Source organism: Streptomyces sp. NP-1717 (genome assembly GCF_022695985.1).
Taxonomy (GTDB): domain Bacteria; phylum Actinomycetota; class Actinomycetes; order Streptomycetales; family Streptomycetaceae; genus Streptomyces.
The window spans coordinates 1-18854 of sequence record NZ_JAAPBF010000138.1 but is presented as its reverse complement, the minus strand read 5'-3'; the positions used below and the strand labels follow the sequence as shown (position 1 = coordinate 18854).

The 18854-nt window shown below is 71.0% G+C and carries 13 protein-coding genes; 8 read left to right on the top strand and 5 right to left on the bottom strand.

Going from position 1 to position 18854, the window contains the following annotated elements:
- The 7 genes from GXP76_RS23990 to GXP76_RS23960 form a co-directional block, all read left to right on the top strand.
- The coding region (locus GXP76_RS23990; protein WP_242573653.1) for an extracellular solute-binding protein at nucleotides 1–1232 on the top strand (1232 nt) is incomplete at its 5' end.
- A 72-nt stretch (nucleotides 1233–1304) separates the two neighbouring features.
- Nucleotides 1305–2462 carry a carbohydrate ABC transporter permease gene (locus GXP76_RS23985; protein ID WP_242573652.1) on the top strand — a complete coding sequence of 386 codons (1158 nt, stop codon included), beginning with the start codon at nucleotides 1305–1307 and terminating at the stop codon, nucleotides 2460–2462.
- Nucleotides 2459–3409, top strand: coding sequence for a carbohydrate ABC transporter permease (locus GXP76_RS23980; protein WP_242573651.1), 951 nt, complete (start codon nucleotides 2459–2461; stop codon nucleotides 3407–3409). Before GXP76_RS23985 ends, GXP76_RS23980 begins: the two co-directional genes overlap by 4 nt.
- A 55-nt stretch (nucleotides 3410–3464) precedes the next feature.
- The gene (locus tag GXP76_RS23975; RefSeq protein WP_242573650.1) at nucleotides 3465–6050 is read left to right on the top strand and encodes a GTPase-associated protein 1-related protein; all 2586 of its coding nucleotides are present in this window, start codon (nucleotides 3465–3467) and stop codon (nucleotides 6048–6050) included.
- A 240-nt stretch (nucleotides 6051–6290) separates the two neighbouring features.
- Complete coding sequence (locus tag GXP76_RS23970; protein ID WP_242573655.1) at nucleotides 6291–6947, top strand: tellurium resistance protein; 657 nt, start codon at nucleotides 6291–6293, stop codon at nucleotides 6945–6947.
- Nucleotides 6944–7882, top strand: a complete 939-nt coding sequence (locus GXP76_RS23965) for a protein phosphatase 2C domain-containing protein (protein WP_242573649.1) — start codon at nucleotides 6944–6946, stop codon at nucleotides 7880–7882. The genes GXP76_RS23970 and GXP76_RS23965 overlap by 4 nt, the downstream gene beginning before the upstream one ends.
- Before the next feature lie 16 nt (nucleotides 7883–7898).
- Nucleotides 7899–9248, top strand: a complete 1350-nt coding sequence (locus GXP76_RS23960) for a serine/threonine-protein kinase (RefSeq protein WP_242573648.1) — start codon at nucleotides 7899–7901, stop codon at nucleotides 9246–9248.
- Between the two features lie 124 nt (nucleotides 9249–9372).
- Here GXP76_RS23960 and GXP76_RS23955 read toward each other — a convergent pair whose 3' ends face one another.
- The 4 genes from GXP76_RS23955 to GXP76_RS23940 all read right to left on the bottom strand — a co-directional run bounded on the left by GXP76_RS23955 (nucleotide 9373) and on the right by GXP76_RS23940 (nucleotide 15558).
- Nucleotides 9373–10791, bottom strand: coding sequence for a cytochrome P450 (locus GXP76_RS23955; RefSeq protein ID WP_277993742.1), 1419 nt, complete (start codon nucleotides 10789–10791; stop codon nucleotides 9373–9375).
- A gap of 421 nt (nucleotides 10792–11212) precedes the next feature.
- Nucleotides 11213–13387, bottom strand: coding sequence for a hypothetical protein (locus GXP76_RS23950; RefSeq protein ID WP_242573647.1), 2175 nt, complete (start codon nucleotides 13385–13387; stop codon nucleotides 11213–11215).
- 84 nt (nucleotides 13388–13471) lie between these two features.
- The gene (locus tag GXP76_RS23945; RefSeq protein ID WP_242573646.1) at nucleotides 13472–13996 is read right to left on the bottom strand and encodes a hypothetical protein; all 525 of its coding nucleotides are present in this window, start codon (nucleotides 13994–13996) and stop codon (nucleotides 13472–13474) included.
- Nucleotides 13993–15558, bottom strand: coding sequence for a hypothetical protein (locus GXP76_RS23940; protein ID WP_242573645.1), 1566 nt, complete (start codon nucleotides 15556–15558; stop codon nucleotides 13993–13995). The genes GXP76_RS23945 and GXP76_RS23940 overlap by 4 nt, the downstream gene beginning before the upstream one ends.
- Before the next feature lie 303 nt (nucleotides 15559–15861).
- Here GXP76_RS23940 and GXP76_RS23935 point away from each other — a divergent pair, with 303 nt between their 5' ends.
- Nucleotides 15862–16617 carry a cupin gene (locus GXP76_RS23935; protein ID WP_242573644.1) on the top strand — a complete coding sequence of 252 codons (756 nt, stop codon included), beginning with the start codon at nucleotides 15862–15864 and terminating at the stop codon, nucleotides 16615–16617.
- A gap of 66 nt (nucleotides 16618–16683) precedes the next feature.
- Here the strand turns inward: GXP76_RS23935 and GXP76_RS23930 are convergent.
- Nucleotides 16684–18854: discoidin domain-containing protein (locus GXP76_RS23930; RefSeq protein ID WP_242573643.1), on the bottom strand; the 2171-nt coding region annotated here is incomplete at its 5' end.

The following is an 18854-nucleotide window of genomic DNA, read 5'->3' as shown; positions in this document are numbered from 1 at the left end:
ACAGAGCCGCGACCGCTGCCGCCGTGTGCGGCGCGCTCCTGATAACCGGATGTTCGTCCGACTTCGGCAGCGACAGCAGTGGCGAACAGGACAGCTCCGGCAAGCAGGAGCTCACCGTCATGATCGGCTCCTCCGGCGACGCCGAGACCAACGCCGTCAAGGCCGCGGCGGCCGCCTGGGCGAAGAAGACCGGCAACAGCGTGACCGTCACCCCGGCCCAGAACCTGGACCAGCAGCTCGGCCAGGCGCTGGCCGGAGGCAAGCCGCCGGACGTCTTCTACGTCGGCTCGTCGGTCTTCGCCAACTACGCCAAGGGCAACTCCCTCTACGCGTACGGCGACAAGCTCAAGGACAAGGAAGACTTCTCCGTAACGCTGCGCAGCTCCTTCAGCTACGACGACAAGTTCTACTGCGCCCCCAAGGACAGCTCCACCCTCTCCCTCGCGATCAACACCAAGATGTGGAAGGACGCCGGGCTCACCGACGACGACTACCCCAAGACCTGGGACGACCTGGCGAGCGTCGCCAAGAAGCTCACCAAGGGCAAGGTCAGCGGCCTCGTCGTCAACAGCTCGTACAACCAGCTCGGCCCCTTCCTCAAGCAGGCCGGCGGCTGGATCACCAACGCCGACCAGACCGAGATAACGGCCGACAGCCCCGAGAACGTCGAGGCGCTGACGTATGTGAAGAAGCTCCTCACCGACGGTGTGCTCAGCTACCCCAAGCAGGTCGACGCGGGCTGGGGCGGTGAGGCGCTCGGCAGCCAGAAGGCGGCCATGACCATCGAGGGCAACTGGCTCTCCGGCGCGATGTCCAACGACTTCCCGGACGTCGACTACACGGTCGTCCCGCTGCCCCGGGGCCCCAAGGGCCAGGGCACGCTCTCCTTCAGCACCTGCTGGGGCATCGCCAACAAGAGCACCCACCACGACGCGGCCGTCTCGCTCGTCGAGGCCTTCACTTCCGCCGACCAGCAGGTGAAGTTCGCCGACGAGTACGGCGTGATGCCCTCGCGCGCCAGCGCACTGGACAGGTACGCGAGGAACCACCCGCAGGACAAGGCATTCGTGGACGGATCCGCCTACGCGCAGGGCCCGGTCACCCTGCCCGGCTTCACCAAGGTCCTCGAACAGTTCGACACGGACCTGGCCGGACTGGCGAAGGCCGACCCGAAGAAGATCCTCGGCGACCTCCAGACCAACGGCGAGCAGGTCCTGAAGAACAACGGCTGAGGCCGGTCCCATCCCGTACGACACCCGCCGGGAGGACGATCCCGGCGGGTGCGGGAGGAAAGAGTAAAGACAATGAGTCAGTACGGCAGCGGCAGCGGCTCTGTCGCGGCGCCGCCCGCCGCGGCCGGAGGCGACGGACGGCGTCGCCGCCGCGAGCCGGCGTCCCGCATCAAGGGCCGGCAGGGACTGTGGGGCTGGCTCTTCGTCAGCCCGATGGTGGTGGTCCTCGGACTGTTCCTGCTGCTGCCCATCGGGATGGCCCTGTGGGTCAGCCTGCTGAACTGGGACGGGCAGTCCAACCCCTTCACCGGCGCCGCCGACTTCGTCGGTCTCGACAACTACTCCAACGTCCTGACCGACGACGGCCTCGACCGCACGCTGTTCATGACCTCGGTCCGCAACAACCTCTACTTCGTCCTGCTGGTCGTACCGCTCCAGACGATCCTCGCCCTCGCGCTCGCCGTCGCGGTCAACAGCCGCCGAATAAAGGGCAAGAGCCTCTTCCGGACGATCTTCTACTTCCCCTCGGTGACCAGCTCCATCGCCATCTCCACCGTCTTCCTCTTCCTGTTCCAGGGCAGCGGCGCCGTCAACGCGCTGCTGAAGTGGGTCGGCATCACCGGACCGAAGTGGTTCACCGACGCCGACGGACTGGTGTGGACGGTGCTCGGCGGTCTCGGCATCGTCGACCCCGACAAGCCGACGGCGGCGCTCGCGTCCAACGGGTTCCTCGGACTGTCCTGGTGGGACTGGCTCTCCGGCCCCTCCATAGCGATGTGCACCATCATCGCGCTGATCGTGTGGACCTCGTCCGGCACCTACATGCTGATCTTCCTCGCCGCGCTCCAGGACGTGCCCGCCGAGCTGGAGGAGGCCGCGCTGCTGGACGGCGCCAACCGCTGGCAGTCCTTCTGGAACGTCACCATCCCCGCGCTGCGGCCGGTGATCTTCCTGGTCCTCACGCTCGGCCTGATCGGCAGCTGGCAGATCTTCGACGCCGTCTACGTGATGAGCCAGGGCGCCCCGGGCAACACCACCCTCACCCCCGCCTTCCTCTCCTACACCGCGGGCTTCCAGGACTCCGAATACGGCCGCGCGGCGGCCATCGCCTTCATCCTGCTGGCGATCATCATGGTGATGACCCTGATCCAGCGCGTCCTGCTGCGCGACCGGGACAGGCCCGCCAGGACGGCCGGCCGGTTCGGCGCCCTTCGCCGGAGGACCTCATGAGTACGCTACCGACGACCCCACCGGCGCGGAAGAACCCTTCGACCTGGCAGCCCCGCACCTCCGGCAGCGGTCCCGCCGGGCCGCGAGCCCCCCGCAGCGCCGGGCGGCGGATCCTGCTCGCCTTCGTGTATCTGGTGCTCACGGCGGTCGGGCTGATCTATCTGCTGCCGTTCGTCATCCAGATCGTCACGTCGTTCAAGACCGATCCGGACGCGGCGGGCAATCCGCTGGGCCTGCTGCCGAACCCGTTCTCGCTGGAGTCCTACCGGCGGCTGTTCGGGCTCGGGAACTCCGGCGACGCCGTGCCGTTCAGCACCTGGCTGAGCAACTCGGTCCTCGTCACCCTGTTCATCACCGCCGGGCGGGTCTTCTTCGACTCGCTGGCCGGCTACGCGCTGGCCCGCCTCGACTTCCGCGGGCGCAACCTGCTGTTCAACGGCCTGCTGACGATCATGGCGGTGCCCGGTGTGGTGCTGCTGATCCCGAAGTTCCTCGTCCTGAACCAACTGGGCATCTTCGACACTTACTCGGCCATGATCATCCCGCTGATGGTCGACGCGGCCGGAGTGTTCATCATGCGGCAGTTCTTCCTCTCCATCCCCAGGGAGGTCGAGGAGGCGGCCAGGATCGACGGCGCCAGTGTCTTCCGGACCTTCTGGTCGGTGGTGCTGCCGATGGCCAAACCCGCCCTGATCACCCTGACCATCCTCTCCTTCCAGGGGTCGTGGAACGAGTTCACCCACTTCCTGGTCGCGACCCAGTCGCCCGAGTACCAGACGCTGACGACCGGCCTCGCGTCCTTCGTCTCCGGAAGTCTCAGCAGCGGAACGCAGTATCCGCTCAAACTGACGGCGGCCCTGCTGGCGACCGTCCCCGTCGCGGTGCTCTTCTTCGCCTTCCAGCGCCACTTCGTACGCAGCGCGAACTCGGGGGCGGTCAAGGAATAGGTCAAACTTCGCGTGACCGCCTGCGTTCGGGCCGGACGGCTGGTCAGAATGTGGCATGGTCATCCGCCGTCTCAGCTACCTGCTCGACCGGGAGCCGGACACCGGCAGCGTCCGCCTCCAGCCACGCCGGTCGCCCGAGCCCCCGCACTCCGGGGGCGAGGGCGGCGCGCACGGCGGCACCGACTCGGGAGCCCCGGACGATCTGCTCGCGCAGGTCGAGCAGATCATCACGCTGACCCATCGCCGGACCCCGCACGGAGCCCTGAGCTGCAGCCGGCTCCCGGACGGCGGCAGCCTGCTGTGCGACGGCCGCGAGGACGGTGAACGGCCCGGCGAGTCAAGGCAGTTCATCGAAGCCGTGCACCTCCCCTCGGGCGCCGACGGGTTCGACCGGGTATGGCCCATCGACACCTGGCGCTCCCGGTCCTGGGACACTCCGGCACCTGCCGAGGGGCACGGGGATCCGCTGCCCGCGCCCGAAGGACACCTCGACCTCCCGCTGCTCGTCCGGTTCGCCCGGGAACAGGCGTCGCGCGTCGCACCGTTCCTCGCCGACGTCCGGCGCCTGTGGGCCGACCCCGCCGGCCGGCAGATCGTCATCGCCGAGGAGGACCCGGAGACGGTCGTCCGCTGGATCGCGCTCGCCTGCGCCTCACTGCCCGAACAGCACGCCAGAGCGCTGACGTTCGTCACCCGCGCCGACGAGCCGCACGACGCGCCCCAGCAGATCGTCGGGATCGGCCCGGACTCGTCGTTCGACCGGCACGACCCGCTGCTCGTCGAGCACCTCTACCGCGTCCACGACGGACTCGGCGGACCGGGCAGCCCCCATGTCCCCGACACCTGGGCCGAGTTGACGGCCGCGCTTTGGCAGGCGGGTGCCCCGCCGACCGCTTCGGCGGCCGGTACGGCGGGGGCCGACGACCCGTTCGCCCCCGCCGTGCTCGTGCGCCAACTCCTGCGTACGGGAACGGCGTCGGGGGACGGCCTCACCACACTCCACCAGGACTCCCTGCGCGCGGTCGTCGACACGCTCGCCCGGACCGTCCAGGACCGGACCCAGGACTCCCCGGCCATCGAGGAGTTGACCCGCGTCTGCCAGGAACTCGGCAAGCATTGCGGCGACGGGGTCACCGACGCGCTGGCACTGGCCCTCGTCCGCCGGCGGCTCGCCGCCGCCCTCGCCCAGGACACCGCGACCGGGCAGGACCCCCTCGTCGGTCTGCCCCTCGGAGAAGCGGCCAGACGCTCGCTGCGCTCCGAGTTCGGACTCGACTTCGACAAGGGACTGGTGCGCAGAATCCGCGGCCCGGTCGCCACCTGGGCGGAACCACTGCATCTCGCGCTCGTCCTCCACGGTGACCAGGGTCCCGGCGTCGAGGACGCCGTGAACAAGCTCGTGCGCGTACTGCTCCAGCCCCGTGGCCGCGAGTGCGCCGACGCCGTCACCGTCCTGAAGACCGTCGGTCACCAGGGGCTGAACCGGCGGGTCCTCGCACGGATCGCCGTCGAGACCGCCGGCCGGCGCAGCCATCTCCTGCGGGAGCTGCTGAGGTCGCCCCACGGCGAGTGGGTACGGGCCCACCGCGACATCGCGCCGCCTTCCGTACGCCTCGTCGAGCAGGCGGTGTGGTGGGGCGGCCCGCCGCACCACCTGCGCGGGATAGACCTTTTCGCGAAACTCGCCGAACCCGCCCCCGGCGCGGCCGTGTCACCCGCCGCGGACCCGCCGACGCTGGAGACCCTGTGGGGACTCGTCTGGGGGGCCGACCAGCCCGAGCGGCCGGACTTCCCCCGCATCATCCGTATCTGCGGCGCGGAAGCCGTTCTCGGTGCCGGACTCGGCACCCGGTTCCTGGCGTGGCTCACCTCACCCGGCCGGTTCGACCAGGAACTGGCGGACTTCGCCCGGGCGGTCCACCGTCGGCCCGAGCTGACCAAGCGGGAGCGCGCCATCGCCCAACTGCTCGCCCTCGCCGACGACTTCGCCCGGACGAGCCAGTCGCCCCGGGAAGTCGTGGACAGGGTCGACGAACTGCGCCGGGCCGGATCGCCGCTGGACGCGCCCCTGTGGGACGGCGTCCAGTACCTGCTCGCCCGCGGCCTCGCCGGTCTCTCGCCGCACGAGCTCTACCAGTCGGGCGCCCTGTCGTTCCTCGCCACCGCCGAACCGGCGCTCCAGCGGCACTACCGCGCCGCCGTGGTGGCCGAGTTCTCCGACGACGCCAAGGTCAACCGCATGGCCGCGCAGCCGGAGGCCGTCGCCGACCTCTTCTGCGTCTGGCGCCGGGAGCTCAACCGGACCTCCCGCGACTGGCCTTCGGTGGTCGATGAGCTGCTGCGGCACACGCTGGGCGTCGTCGTGCGCCGGATGAACGACGAGCAGCGCGGCGCGGTCGCCACCCGACTCGCCGGGCGGTCGAACAACTGGGTCCAGAACTGGCTGCGTTGGACGAACGGGGTCGGCGACGGCGCGGACACCCGGATCCCGGGCCGGCCCGCCCCGTACTCACCGGGACAGGGACGCCCGCCGGGCGGCGGCCACGTCCCCGGTCAGCCGCCACCGCCACGGCCCGGCGAGCTGCCGGCCGTCCCGCCCGAATACCCGTCCGGATACTCGCCGACACGCCCGCCGCGCTGAGTGCACGCCGCACCGACGCGGAGCGACGCGGGGCTCAATATCTCCGCTCGGCGAACCTACCGAAGGGCCCTCAACTAGGCTTTCCACCACCGCTTTCGGCGGCACCGGACCGCATCACCACACACCCGGACAGCACGACACCCACACAGCACCACACAGCTAGAACCAGGCGTGCGCGAACGGGACGCCTCGGGGGAGAGGACCAGCGTGACCATCATTCTCGACGTGCCCGGCGGCAGTATGGCCAGCCGCCCGGCACACTTCATCTGGATGCTCGACTGTTCGGGCTCCATGGGAGTGAACGGCAAGATCGGCGAGTTGAACTTCGCCATCCGTGAGGCCATTCCGGAAATGCAGCAGGCCGCCCAGTCCAACCCGGCCGCCTCACTGCTCGTACGCGCCATCTCCTTCGCGAGCGGCGCGAGTTGGCACATCCAGGAGCCCACTCCGGTGGACCGGTTCACCTGGGAGGACGTACACACCTACGGCGCCACGGACATGGGCGCCGCCTTCCGCATGGCCGCCGCCGCGCTCCAGACCCCGCCGATGCCGCAGCGCGCCCTGCCGCCCGTCCTGGCCCTCGTCTCCGACGGCCAGCCGACCGACGACTGGCGCTCCGGGCTGCGCGCCATCGACGACACGCCGTGGGGCAAGCGCGCCGTGCGGGTCGCCGTGGCGATCGGCGACGACGCGGACAAGAGCATGCTCAAGGAGTTCCTCGGCAATCCCGAACTCGAACCGCTGCTCGCCAAGAACCCCCGCCAACTGGCCGCCGCGATCCGCTGGATGTCCACCGCGGTGGTGAAGGAGGCGTCGGCGCCGAAGATCGAGGACGCCACACCCGCGAACGTCTCGCCCGTCGTGCCGCTCACCAAGGACGAGACCGACATCTGGTGAACGCCACCGGGACACCCGCCGTGGCGTGGGAACTCCTCGACGGGGGAGTCAAGGGAATCGCCAAGAAGTACAGCCAGGACCGGGGCAGGGCGCTCACCACGGCGGACGGCCGCGCCGTCGTGCTGGCGGTCGCCGACGGGCACGGATCGCGCGCGCACTTCCGCAGCGATCTCGGCGCGCGCTGGGCAGTGGAGGCGTTCACGGCCAGTGCCGGGATCTACGCGCACGAGGTCGTACGACGCGGGCAGGACGCCGCGAACTGGCCCCGGCTGCTCGCCGAGGCGCGCTCGCTCCCGCAGCAGGTCGTGCACGCCTGGCGCCGCCGCGTCCTGATGCACGAGGCCAACTCACCGGCCCACGGCGGAAGCGGAGGCGCCGCGCCGAGCGGCAAGGCCGGGGCCACGACCGGGGCCACCACCCAAAGGGCCGCCCGGCCCGGTGCCGGGTCCGCGCCCGAGGCCGACCTCGCCGTCTACGGCAGCACGCTCATCGGCGCCGTCATCACCGAACGCCTGCTGGTCTGCTGGCAGTTGGGAGACGGCGACATCGTCCTCGTCGATCCGGACGGCACGACCCGCATGCCGTTCTACACCGGTCCCGACATGGGCGACGAGACGGAATCGCTCTGTGAGCCCGAAGCCTGGCGCAAGGCGCGACTGCACTGGCAGCCCCTCACCGGCGGCCCGCCCCCCGGCGTACTGATCTCCACCGACGGACTCTCCAAGAGCTTCGCCGACCACGAGGGATTCCTCGCCTTCGCCACCGGGGTCCGGTCGCGCGCCGCGTCCCACGGCGTCGCGGCCGTCCAGGCCCAGCTCCCCGACTGGCTCGGCCACGCGGCCAAGTACTCCGGGGACGACGCGACCCTCGCGGGCGCCATCCCGGCGGCCGGCCCCGGCGCCGCCCCGGCCGCCCCCCACACAGACACGCACTGACGCAGAGAGGAACAGCATGGCGAACGGCATGCTCGCAGCCGGACAGATCCTGGTCACCGAATCCGGGGACCAGGTCACGGTCGCCGAGCTCTTCGGCTCGGGCGGCCAGGGCGAGGTCTACCGGGTGCGGACACCGCACGGCGACCGGGCCGTGAAGTGGTACTACCCGCAACTGGCCGACGCCCGGCAGCGGCAGATCCTCGAAGGGCTCATCCACCACGGCTGGGGCGACGACCGGTTCCTGTGGCCGCAGACGGTCGTGATGGACCCGAACGCCTCCTACCCGGGCTTCGGCTACCTGATGGACGTACGGCCCCAGCGCTTCCACGACCTGCCGGCGCTCTTCCGCCGTGACCCGTCGGTGGCGGCGACCACCCTGCGTACGCTCGTCGCCGCCGCGCTGCACACCGTCGAGGCGTACTTCACCCTGCACTCCAAGGGCATCGCCTACCGCGACATCAACTGGGGCAACATCTTCTTCGACCCGGCCACCGGCGACGTGCTGGTGTGCGACAACGACAACGCCGTCGTGGACGGCGAAGCCGCCGCCGTCGCCGGGACGATGGACTTCATGGCGCCCGAGCTGGTACGCGGCGACAAAGGCGCGCTGCCCGGCATCCAGAGCGATCTGCACTCACTCGCCGTGCTGCTCTTCCTGCTGCTGATGAACCATCACCCGCTCGACGGCGCGCAGGCGTTGCAGATCCGCTGCATGGACGAGGCGGCCAAGCGCAAGATGTACGGCACCCACCCGCTCTTCATCTACGACCCCGCCGACCCGGCCAACAGGCCCGTGCCCGGCGAACACCCGACCGTCATCGCCACCTGGGGCGCGCTCCCGAAGATCCTGCGCGACCTGTTCGTCAAGACGTTCACCCACGGGCTCAACACACCCTCGACACGGGTCCGCGAGTCGCAGTGGCGGGACGCGCTGAGCCGGGTGCTCGACGCGATCACGTTGTGCGCCTCCTGCGGCCGGCAGAACATGACCCAGCCCGACGGCCCCGCACCCGACTGCTGGAAGTGCGGCAAAGCCGTACTGCTGCCCCCGAAGCTCGAAATCGTCACGGGCCGGGGCGCCCTGCGTACCCGCCGCGGCATCCGCCTCGACCCGAAGGCGCGCGTCTACGCGCACCACCTGGTCGACGACCCCGAGCGGCACGACTTCACCGCCGTGGTGGGCGAGATGACCGAACATCCGCAGCAGCGCGGTCGGTTCGGGCTCACCAACCGTACGGCGTCAGGCTGGACCGTCCGCCGCGACGACGGCACCGTCCAGGAGGTCGGCCCCGGCCGCACGGTGGCACTGCGCCCCGGCCTGCTCCTGGAGTTCGGCGGCGGCACGGAGGCGGAGGTCCACGCCTAGGGGGTGTCAATCACCTGCCGTTCCGGTTGGTGTGAGGCCGGCATCGTGCGCCTCACGCCAGCCGGAACGGCGAGGCCGACTCCTCTGCGGTGGGGCTCGCTACGCGCGTTGCGGCACACGCCTGTCATCTGACGGACTGTGCGGACCTGTCCGGGGCGTCGGTCCTGAGCTCAGGGATCATGTGAAGCCGTGACGGTTGCGTGGTCATCTCGCCCACGGCCCTCACCGAACCCCTCATCGGCGCGGCCCTGAGGGTCCGTCTCGACGCGATGAGAGCCGTGACGACCTTCGCCTCCGTTTCCGCGAAGACGTCGCCGATACACATTCTCTTGCCCGCCCCGAACGGGAGGAAGGCTTCCCTGGGGGGTTGCGGCCGGTCCGGGAGCCAGCGATCAGGATCGAACCGGTCAGGGTCGGCGTACAGACTCGGATCGCGGTGCACGGCGTAGGGACTGAAAATCACGTCCGTTCCGGCCGGGAGCACGGTCTTGCCCAGCCGGACGTCACGCAGGGCCTGTCGGGTGAGGAGCCACGGCGCGTACATGCGCAGAGTCTCCTGGACGAGCCGCCCGGTGAAGGGGAGACGGCCGAGATGGTCGGCGGTGAGTTCGTCGCCGGCGAGCACGCTGTCGACCTCCTCGTGCAGGCGGCGCTCCAGGCCGGGGTCGCGGCCGACTTCGTAGAACAGCCATGAGAGCACCACTGCGGTGGTCTCGGAGCTGGCCGCGAGCAGCGCTGTCACCTCGGACAGGATGCCGTTGCTGTCCATGGCTTCGCCGGCGTCGTCCTGAGTGTTCATCAGCAGCGAGATGACGTCCTGGTACGAGTCGGGCCGCCTCTGGTGATCCTCGATGATCTCCGTGACCGCGTTCCGCAGCGCGGAGCTCGCAGCCGCGATTTTCCGGTTTCCGCGTGTGGGCAGGTTCTCCAGCGCGCGTATCGGCAGCAGGACCTTGAGCAGCGCGGCGCGGAAAACGGTGTCGACACTCTCCAGGATGACCCATGCGGGCTCGCGTGCCGGGACGGATGAGAACAGGGCCGACATCACCACGTTCTGAGTGATCAGCTGCATCTCGGTCTTCATGTCAAGGGTCGTGGTGGGGTCCCACGAGTCGATGGTCGGCGCGGTGGTGCTCACCATCTTCTCGACGTAGCTCCTGACCATCTCTCTGTGGAAAGGCGGCTGCATCCGCCGCCTGCGTGCCAGATGCACGCGGCCCTCGGTGACAGGCAGAGCATCCTTGCTGAAGAGTTTCAGTCCCTCGAGAAGGAGGCCCTTGGAGAACGCGTCCGCCTGCCGGGTGAGCATCTCGTGTATCAGTGCGGGGTCGTTCACGACAGCCACGCTCTTGGGACCCAGCCGGATACGCACGATCGGACCGTGGGCGCGGATGTCCCGCATGAACTTCAGCCGGCTGCTGCTCCCTGCCATGGAGAGACCGTGCCCGAGGAGCGGAAGGCGCCCTGGGACTACGGGCGGGATTCCGGGTGCGCTGTCCAAAACATGTCCTTTCCCGTGGCGAGTCGCTGACTTGGTGGGCATTTCCGTGCCACGTGTCAGTGGCGCGGACGGGCCGGCGAACTCGGTGCGCGCGGTCATGCCGACCGGGCGACCCGCCGCCGGCGGGGTCGATCAAGGACACACGTGCCCGGTGAGAGCGAAGGCGTCGGAGACAGGTGGTGCCCTCGATGGGCTCTGTGGTCCGTGCGACCTCCTCACGGAACAGGCCTTCCCCTTTTGGCCCAGTTCCGCACGCCGATCGATGTCCCGATTCCCTCTTCTTGTCGGCCATGCCCTGTCCGGCGGCTCTTCGGGGTCCGGGAACACCTGGTCCGGAACCTCGCCGCATTGCCGGACTCGTCCAGGTGCGTCCGGCGCGAGGGCGGCCCTCCGCCTTGCGGCGCACCGCACCGGCCGCCGCCTGCCCCGCCCGGCGCCCGCCCCGCCCCGATTCCCGGGTGTCTCAGAAGCGGGTGCGCAGGCGGCGCCACCACGGGCGGCCGCGGGGCGGGGCGCCGTTGCCCCAGGGCGTCCACGGGAACGTCAGCAGCGCCAGGGCGCGGCTGTTGCGGGGCGGCTGCGGTGGCGGGTTGGGGACGTGCGGCAGGGACGTCGTGGCCGGGACCGTGGGGATGGACACCGCGTCCGGGCGGGGCACCGCGCTCACCTCGACACGGCACGGGCGCCCGCTCAGCGGGAGCTCGACGCGCCCCTCGGCCAGGTAGCGGCTCCGTGCCACCCGCATCTCCCGCCGCCGGCCCTCCTGCTCCCACGCCACCAGCACCAGGACCGCGGGCTCGGGCCAGCGGAACCGCAGCTCCGCCGTACCCGGCGCCAGGCGTCGCGCGGTCAAGTCCTCGACCGCGCCCGGCCGTTCGACCAGTACGCTCGGCCCCGCCACCGCCCGGTCGCCGAGCACGCTGACCGCCGTCATCCGTACCCGGGACCGCGCCTCGGGCACCACGCTCACCGGACCCTCATCCGGCGCCGACCGCGCGGCCGGTGTGCCTGACGCGTCGTCACCCGCCGCCAGGGGCGGGCCGGACCACTCCACCAGACGGCCGTTCCCGCGTGCCGGTGGACGCCAGTCGATCGTCACGGTGCCGCCTTCGAGGCTCCGTACGGTGACGTCCTCGACCGGCGACGGCCACTCCAGGGACGTCGCCGCCACCCGCAGCCCCGGCGACCACACCAACTCCCCGCCGTCGTCCGGCAGATCGGGCACCGCGGGGTAGCCGCAGGAGATGTCGTACAGATACGTCCCCGGCCGCAGCGGGCGGTCCGTGAACCCCTTCCGCCCGGCCGGCACCAGCAGTCCGTCCACCGGCACACCGTCCACCGGCTGCCCGGACCCGTCCGGCCCCCCGGGCCGGCGCGCGGCCGAACGCACCGCCCTGAATCCCCTCGCCGCCGGGTGCGCGCGCCACTCCAGCCGTACGCCGTCGGGCACCGGCACCGCGCGGACCTCCTCCACGTCCGGCACCAGCAGAACGGCGCCGGTCACACGCGGCGTCCCCGCCAACTGGCCCCGGCGCAGCGGCAGTACGGCGTACCGCACCCGCCTGCCGATCGGGGCGTCCAGGTCGAGCACCGAGAGCGAGCCGTCCGGGGACGGCACCTCGACGGCCCGCCCGGGCGCGCCGTCCGGGAAGCGCAGCACCCGGTACGACACCGGCCCTCCCCGGTCCTTTCCCCCGCGGGCCGTGTCACGCGGCAGGCGCGCCGCCGTCCACGTCAGCGTGACGGCCCGCCGCTCGACGCCCACCCGCACCGTCGAGTCGACGGGAGACGGCGCGTCGGGGGAGTGCCGCTCGTCGGCGAGCAGCGTGGCGGCGCCGAGTAGGCCCGTCAGCGCCCGCTCGTCGTCGGTCGCCCGCCGTACGGCCGCGAGCCAGGAGACCGTAGCGGCGCGCAGCTCACCGAGCCGCCCGAGCCGCCCCGCCTCCTCCATCAGCCGGTCCACGGCCGCCGCCCGCTCGTTCAGCCGGGCCAGGAAGTTGGCCAGCACATGGTCGGTGGGGTGCGACGGCAGGAGTTCGGCGATCCGCAGGGCCTCCCGCAGCCGCTCACCCGGCCAGACCTCGTTGACCGACTCGGCCGCGTCACGCACCGGCCCCCGGCCCGCGAATCCCGCCGCGACGGCTGCCGCCAGCGGCGCGGCCTCCGCGCTGTGCACACCCAGCGCCTCCGCGGCCTCGGCGGTCGGCCCCCCGGCCCGGTCCTTCAGCTCACGGCACACCTGCCACAGCACGACGCGCCGGGGCCCCATCGGATCGTCGCGCACGACGGTCTCCATGGTGTCCATCAGCGCCGCCGCCGTACCGCCCCGCGGATCGGTGGACGTGCGCCACCGCTCGGCGGTCTCCTGGATGTGACGCAGGTCCACCCGCGTCCACGCGCGCCCCCGGGCGGGGAACCAGAGCCCGTCCAGGATCCGGAACCCGTCGTCCTCCGTGGCCTTCGGCAGTGTCGCGAAGACGCCCGTCCCGGCCTCGACGGCCGGGCCCCGCAGCAGATCGGCGGCATGCCGGAACCCCAGCCGGCGCATCACCGAGTCGAGTTCGGCGAAGCCGCGCATACCGGGGAACTGCGGCAGCACGGGCGGCGGCAGCCGCCGCCCGTCCGTTCCGCCGCTCACGTCTTCCGCCCGTGCGCCGGGCCGCCACCGCTCCACGCCGTGGGTCCTCTCGTTCGTCGCGCTCCCCGGCCGCCCGGCCGGCGGTCAGCGGGGCGAGGTGTAGAAGTAGATCCTGATGATCGCCGTGTTCGACGGTTCACCGAGATCGTGGAAGTCGTCCGTCGCCGTCTTCTTGGAGAACATCTCCGGACGGGCCTCGCTGAGCAGCGAGTTGACGCGGTGCGCGTACTCGGTACCACCCTGGCTGCCGCCGAAGGTCAGGACCAGCGCGGCCGTGCGCCCCGGCCACTTCTTCGTGCCCTTGCTGATCTGGGCGACGATGTCCTTGCTCGCGCCGCCCTTCACCCGGATCTGCTGCGGCTTAAGCTCCACCGACCTCGGACCGGCGGGGGACGGCGTCGGAGAGGGCGACGGGGAGGGCGAGCCGGTCGGCGACGGCCTGGCCGCGGGGCGGGCGGCCAGCGGGTCCGGCCGGTCCGCCATCGACACCAGGGCGAGCACCAGCACGAGGTCGGCGAAGAGCCAGCCCGCCAGCATGACGACACCGGGCCGCCCGCCGCGCCGTACCCGTCCGGCCAGTCGGCCCGCGCGGCGTACGGGACGGCTCACGAGCCCACCCCGTCCTGCGGCGGATACGGCGGACGGGCCGGGCCCTGCCCGGGGATTCCGGGCGTGGTCGGCGCGTCGGGTCCGGCGCCCGCGCCGCCGCCGGAACTCCCGTTCGCGCCGCCGTTGGGACCGCCGTTCGCGCCGTTCACCGACAGCCGTTCCGTGGGCGTGTCGTACTCGAAACCCGCCCCGTACGCGCGGCCGCCGGCGAGCGTCGGCGCTCCCGCCGATTCCGGCTCCGGGTGCGGTGCGGGCACGGTCGTCACGGCGTAGCCCGCGTCCGGCCCCGCGACGCCCCCTGACCTGGTCCCGGCCGGGGGCACCGTGATCCCCCGCAGTCCTGTCTCCAGACGGGCCGCCGCGTCCTGCCAGTGTGCCGCCGCGGCGTCCCAGCGCTCCGTGGCCTCCCGCATCCCGTCGACGGCGTCGTTCGTGCGCCCGGCGCTGTCCACCAGCGCCTTGGACGCGCGCTCCGTGGCCTGCGCCACCGTCTCCGACTTCGTCGCCAGCGTCTGCTGGGCCGCGGCGAGCGCCTTCAGCGACGCCTCCACCGTGTCGCCCGCCGACTTGATCCGGTCGGCGATCCGGCCGGCCGCCGCCTGGTTCTCGGCGCCCGCCTGCGCGGTCGCCGCCTGCCCGCCCCGTACGGCCGCCTCGATACGGTCCGCCGCCGTGCCGAGCTTCGGCAGCTCGCCGGTCAGCGCCAGGGCGGCGCTCTCCAGCGAGGTGGTCGCGTCCTCCAGCGCCTTCGCCGAGCTGACCAGCGAACTGTGACTGCGGTCGGCGCGGGACGCCAGCGACTCCATACGGGTGGCGGCCTTGCTCAGACCTGCCGTGAACTGCTGCGGAGAGGCCGCGCGATGGGGGACGAGCGCCAGCTGGATCCGGGTGAGCAGGGACGCCAGCCGGCCGAGTGCGTACTCCTGCTCCTCGTTGAGCTTGGCCTCCACCCGGTCCGCGCGCGAGCGGGCGCGCGCGTGCCAGAGCGAGAGCACCACCAGAAGGCTGATCAGCACGACCGCCATCAGTGCCACGTTCTCGAAGCGGCCCGTCGAGGAGAGATGACCGCCGAAGCCCGTCTGCCACAGCTGGAGGAACGGCCGGGTCGCCTCCTTGGGATTCTCCTGGCTCAACTCCCCGTAGGCGCGCACCGCTTCCCGCAGACCGAACCAGGTGATGAGTAGTGGGACGAACACCAGCACGCCCAGCGACGCCTCCAACGCGCCTTCCCGGACGGGGCGTTGACGCATCTCGTCACGGATCACCCGGACGAGCGCCCCGGCGCCCGCCTTGGCCGCCAGTGCCACCCGGAGCTGTGAGCGGAGCGGTGCGCGAGGCGCCGGCGGCGGCTGGGCCAGGCTCTCCGGACGTACGTACGCCTGCACCAGATCGACATCCGCCCATCGGTCGAGACGTGTGTTCTGCTCCAGGTCGTGGGCGAGATCGATGAGTTCCGCACGGCGCAGTTCGAAGGCGGGCTCGGCGGCGAGGAGTCTCAGCTCCCCTGCCAGTTTCCTCTGCCGCGGATCCGCCTGCGCCGTGTTGGTTGTTGCCTGTGCCAACCCTGTTTCCCCCTGAATCAGGTGTGCCCCGTGAACGTGCACCGTGAGTCGCGGCCCGGTCGCCCACCTCGCCGCGACCTTATGGGGGGACGCCCCCGGGATCGCGGTGGTTCCTCGCGTCGTGCTCCGGTCGTCGCGAAAGCGCGTCACCCGGGCCGAGTTGAGGATGCCACATGTGGCATCGCCGCCATGCCGTGATTACGTGGCACTTCCACCGGCGCCCGCGTTGACAGGGGGACCGAGCGGATCTACGTTCCTACAGAAAGCGCTTACTCGACTGCTCGGCTCGTCCCAGGGGGAGTGTTGACGACGTCCCGCACAGGCTCATCCGCAAGCACGGGCACGGTCTCGGGGTTCGCCGGACTGCCCGGCGCCGTCGCCGTGTCGCATCTGGCCGTGTACGACTGGGAGGCGGCCGACGGCCTCCGCGGCGGCACCCCGCATCTCCATCTGACCTGCTCGGAAGGGTATGTCGTGACCGCGGGACGCGGCGCCGTGCAGACCCTCACCGCCGAGGGGTTCGAGAGCACGCCGCTGGAGCCGGGGGCCCTGGTGTGGTTCACCCCGGGCACGATTCACCGCCTCGTGAACGAGGACGGGCTGCGGATCGTCGTACTCATGCAGAACAACGGACTGCCCGAGGCCGGGGACGCCGTGCTGACCCTGCCGCCGGAACATCTGACCGATCCCGAGACGTACGGGCGCCTCGTCCGTGTCCCCGAGGGCACCGAGGCCGAACAGGCGGCCTTCGCCCGGCGCAGACGGGACCTGGCGGTCGAGGGGTTCGCGGCGCTGCGCGCGGCGTGGGACGCGGGTGACGAGAAGCCGCTGCTGGACTTCCACCGGGCGGCCGGTGCGCTGGTGGCGCCGAGGCTGGCGGACTGGCGGGCGCGCTGGGAGGTTGGTGCGGCGGATGCCACGCGGCAGACCGGCGCGCAGCTCGACCGGCTCGCCGAGGGGGACGCCGCGCATCTCGCCGACGCGCGGGTCCACGCCCGACTGCCGTGGGCGCGGGGGAAGTTCGGGATGTGCGGGCGGCTCGACACGTACGCGGTGTGAGGCACCCGGCAGAAGCGGAGCGGGGTGGTGCGCCGGCCGGACCGGCGCACCACGCCTGTGGTCCGATCAGTCGGCGTAGACCTCCAGTTCGGAGAGCTGCGCCGCCGGCCAGCCGGTGTTGGCGGTGACCGTGACCCGTACGTAGCGGGTCGCCGTCCCCGGCAGGGTGAGCGTGGCGGTGTTGGCGCTCGACGGGTTGAAGGTGACGCCCGACGGGGCCTTGAGTGAGGTGTAGGCGGAGTTGTCGGTGCTGCCCGAGACACCGAGTGTCTGCGTACGGGTCTGCCAGGCAGCGGCCGGCGGCAGCTTCAGCACCAGCCGGTCGACGTTCTTCGCGGCGCCGAGGTCCACGGTGATGGACTGCGGGAAGGCGTTGTTGGTGCTCTCCCAGTAGGTGTTGGCGTTGCCGTCGACGGCGTTGCCGGGGCCGTACGTCTGCGCCTGGCCGGTCGCGGTCACCGGACGGCCCTCGGCGAGGTTGCCCTCGTCACCCGGCGGGTCGGTCGGCGGGTCGGTCGGGTCCCCGGGGTCGGACGGGCCGCCGGGCACACCGCCGTTGGTCCACTGCGGTGCGGGCCACACACCGGTGCAGGCGGGCGGGTTTGAGTACCAGCCGAAGTTGCCTCCGCCGACCTGGGTGATCTGGAACCCGGGGCCCACACAGTTGTGGATCTTGTTGGACTGGGCGATGTTGGTGGCCTTGACGTTCTCGAACGTGGCTTTGCCCGGTGCCTGGATCTGGAGCGCGTAGGTACCCGCGCCGTCGATCCTGACGTTCTTGAAGTTCAGCCCGTTCGTCGCGCCCTCGATCAGATGGATCGCCGCGTACGAGCTGTCGAGTATCTCGGTGTCGGTGATGTTGATGGTGGCGTTGTTGATCGGCTCGTTGAGCCCGCTGAACCACACCGCGCCGACGCCGAACTGCCAGTTGAAGTCGTTGTTCCCGGCCCGGATCAGTGTGTTGCGCGCGGCGGTGTGGGTGCCCGAGACCGCCGTCCCCTGGCCGGAGTTGACCCCGGGGTAGCGGTTGGCGATGTGCAGCCCGCCGCCGTTGGTGATCGTGTCCGACATGACGTTGTCGGAGATGGTGATGTCCTTGCCGCCGTAGGTGACGATGTTGTTCGCCAGGATCGGCAGGATCACCGTGTTGAAGGTGAACTTGTTGTTGACGTTCGGGATGTTCTCCGCCCACATGGCCAGACCGTCGTCACCGGTGTTGCGGACGAACGTGTTGGTGACGGTGGAGTTCGTGACGCCGTAGTGGAAGTTCACCCCGTCGGCCGTCTGGTCCAGGATGCGGCTGTTCTTGATGGTGAGGTTGTTCATCGGACCGTCCACCCAGACACCGCACTTGGTGTGCTGCATCCAGATGTTGTCGATGACGGAGTTGGACAGTGCCCCGCCGATGGCGTTGACCTGGTCGTTGTCCACACGCTCGCGGATGTCGCCGATGATGGCGAAGTCCTTCAGGGTGACGTTGCTGCTGCCGCCCTGGTTCGCGTACTTACCGTAGACGCCCACCGCTTTGCTGCGGTCGGTGGGATGACGGCCCTTCAGGACGCTGTACCAGGGCCCGGCACCGGCGAGAGTCACCTTGTCGACCACGATGTGGTCGCGGATCTCGAAGTTCCCCTGCGGGATGTAGACGGCCCGGTTCTGGGCCTGCCCCGCGGCGACCGCCGCCTGGAACTTGGCGGTCGAGTCGGCAGCGCCGGACGGGTCGGCGCCGAAGTCGGCCACGACGTCGAGCGCGCCGGCGGGCTTCGGCTTCGGCGCGTCGACCAGTTCGAAGTCGGCGAGGTCGATGGTGAAGGTCGGTGACTGCGCGGTCGAGGACACCTGGAGGCGGACCTTCGTGCCGGTCGCCAGGGTCGAGCCGAACATGGTGCGCGTCTCGTCGTAGAAGTGGTGGGGGTTGGTGTCGCCGGGGTTGTTGTTGAACGGGTAACCGCCGTAGTACCAGCCGTACTTGGAGGTCACCGGCACGTTCTTGAGCTGGTTTCCGTTGACCCGCACGTCGATCCCGGCGTCCCGGCCGGTGCCCGCGGAGTTGTCGGGCAGCGAGTAGCGGAAGGTCATCGCGTTGGCCGGCTTGGTGAGGGTGAACTCCACGTACTCACCGACCGCGTCGAGCGTCACGGCCTGCCGTCCGGAGGCCTCGGAGGGGAGCGATCCGTACAGCCGGTTGGGGCCTATCAGGGTGCCGTTGGTGGCCGCGTACTCGGCCTCGTGCTCCA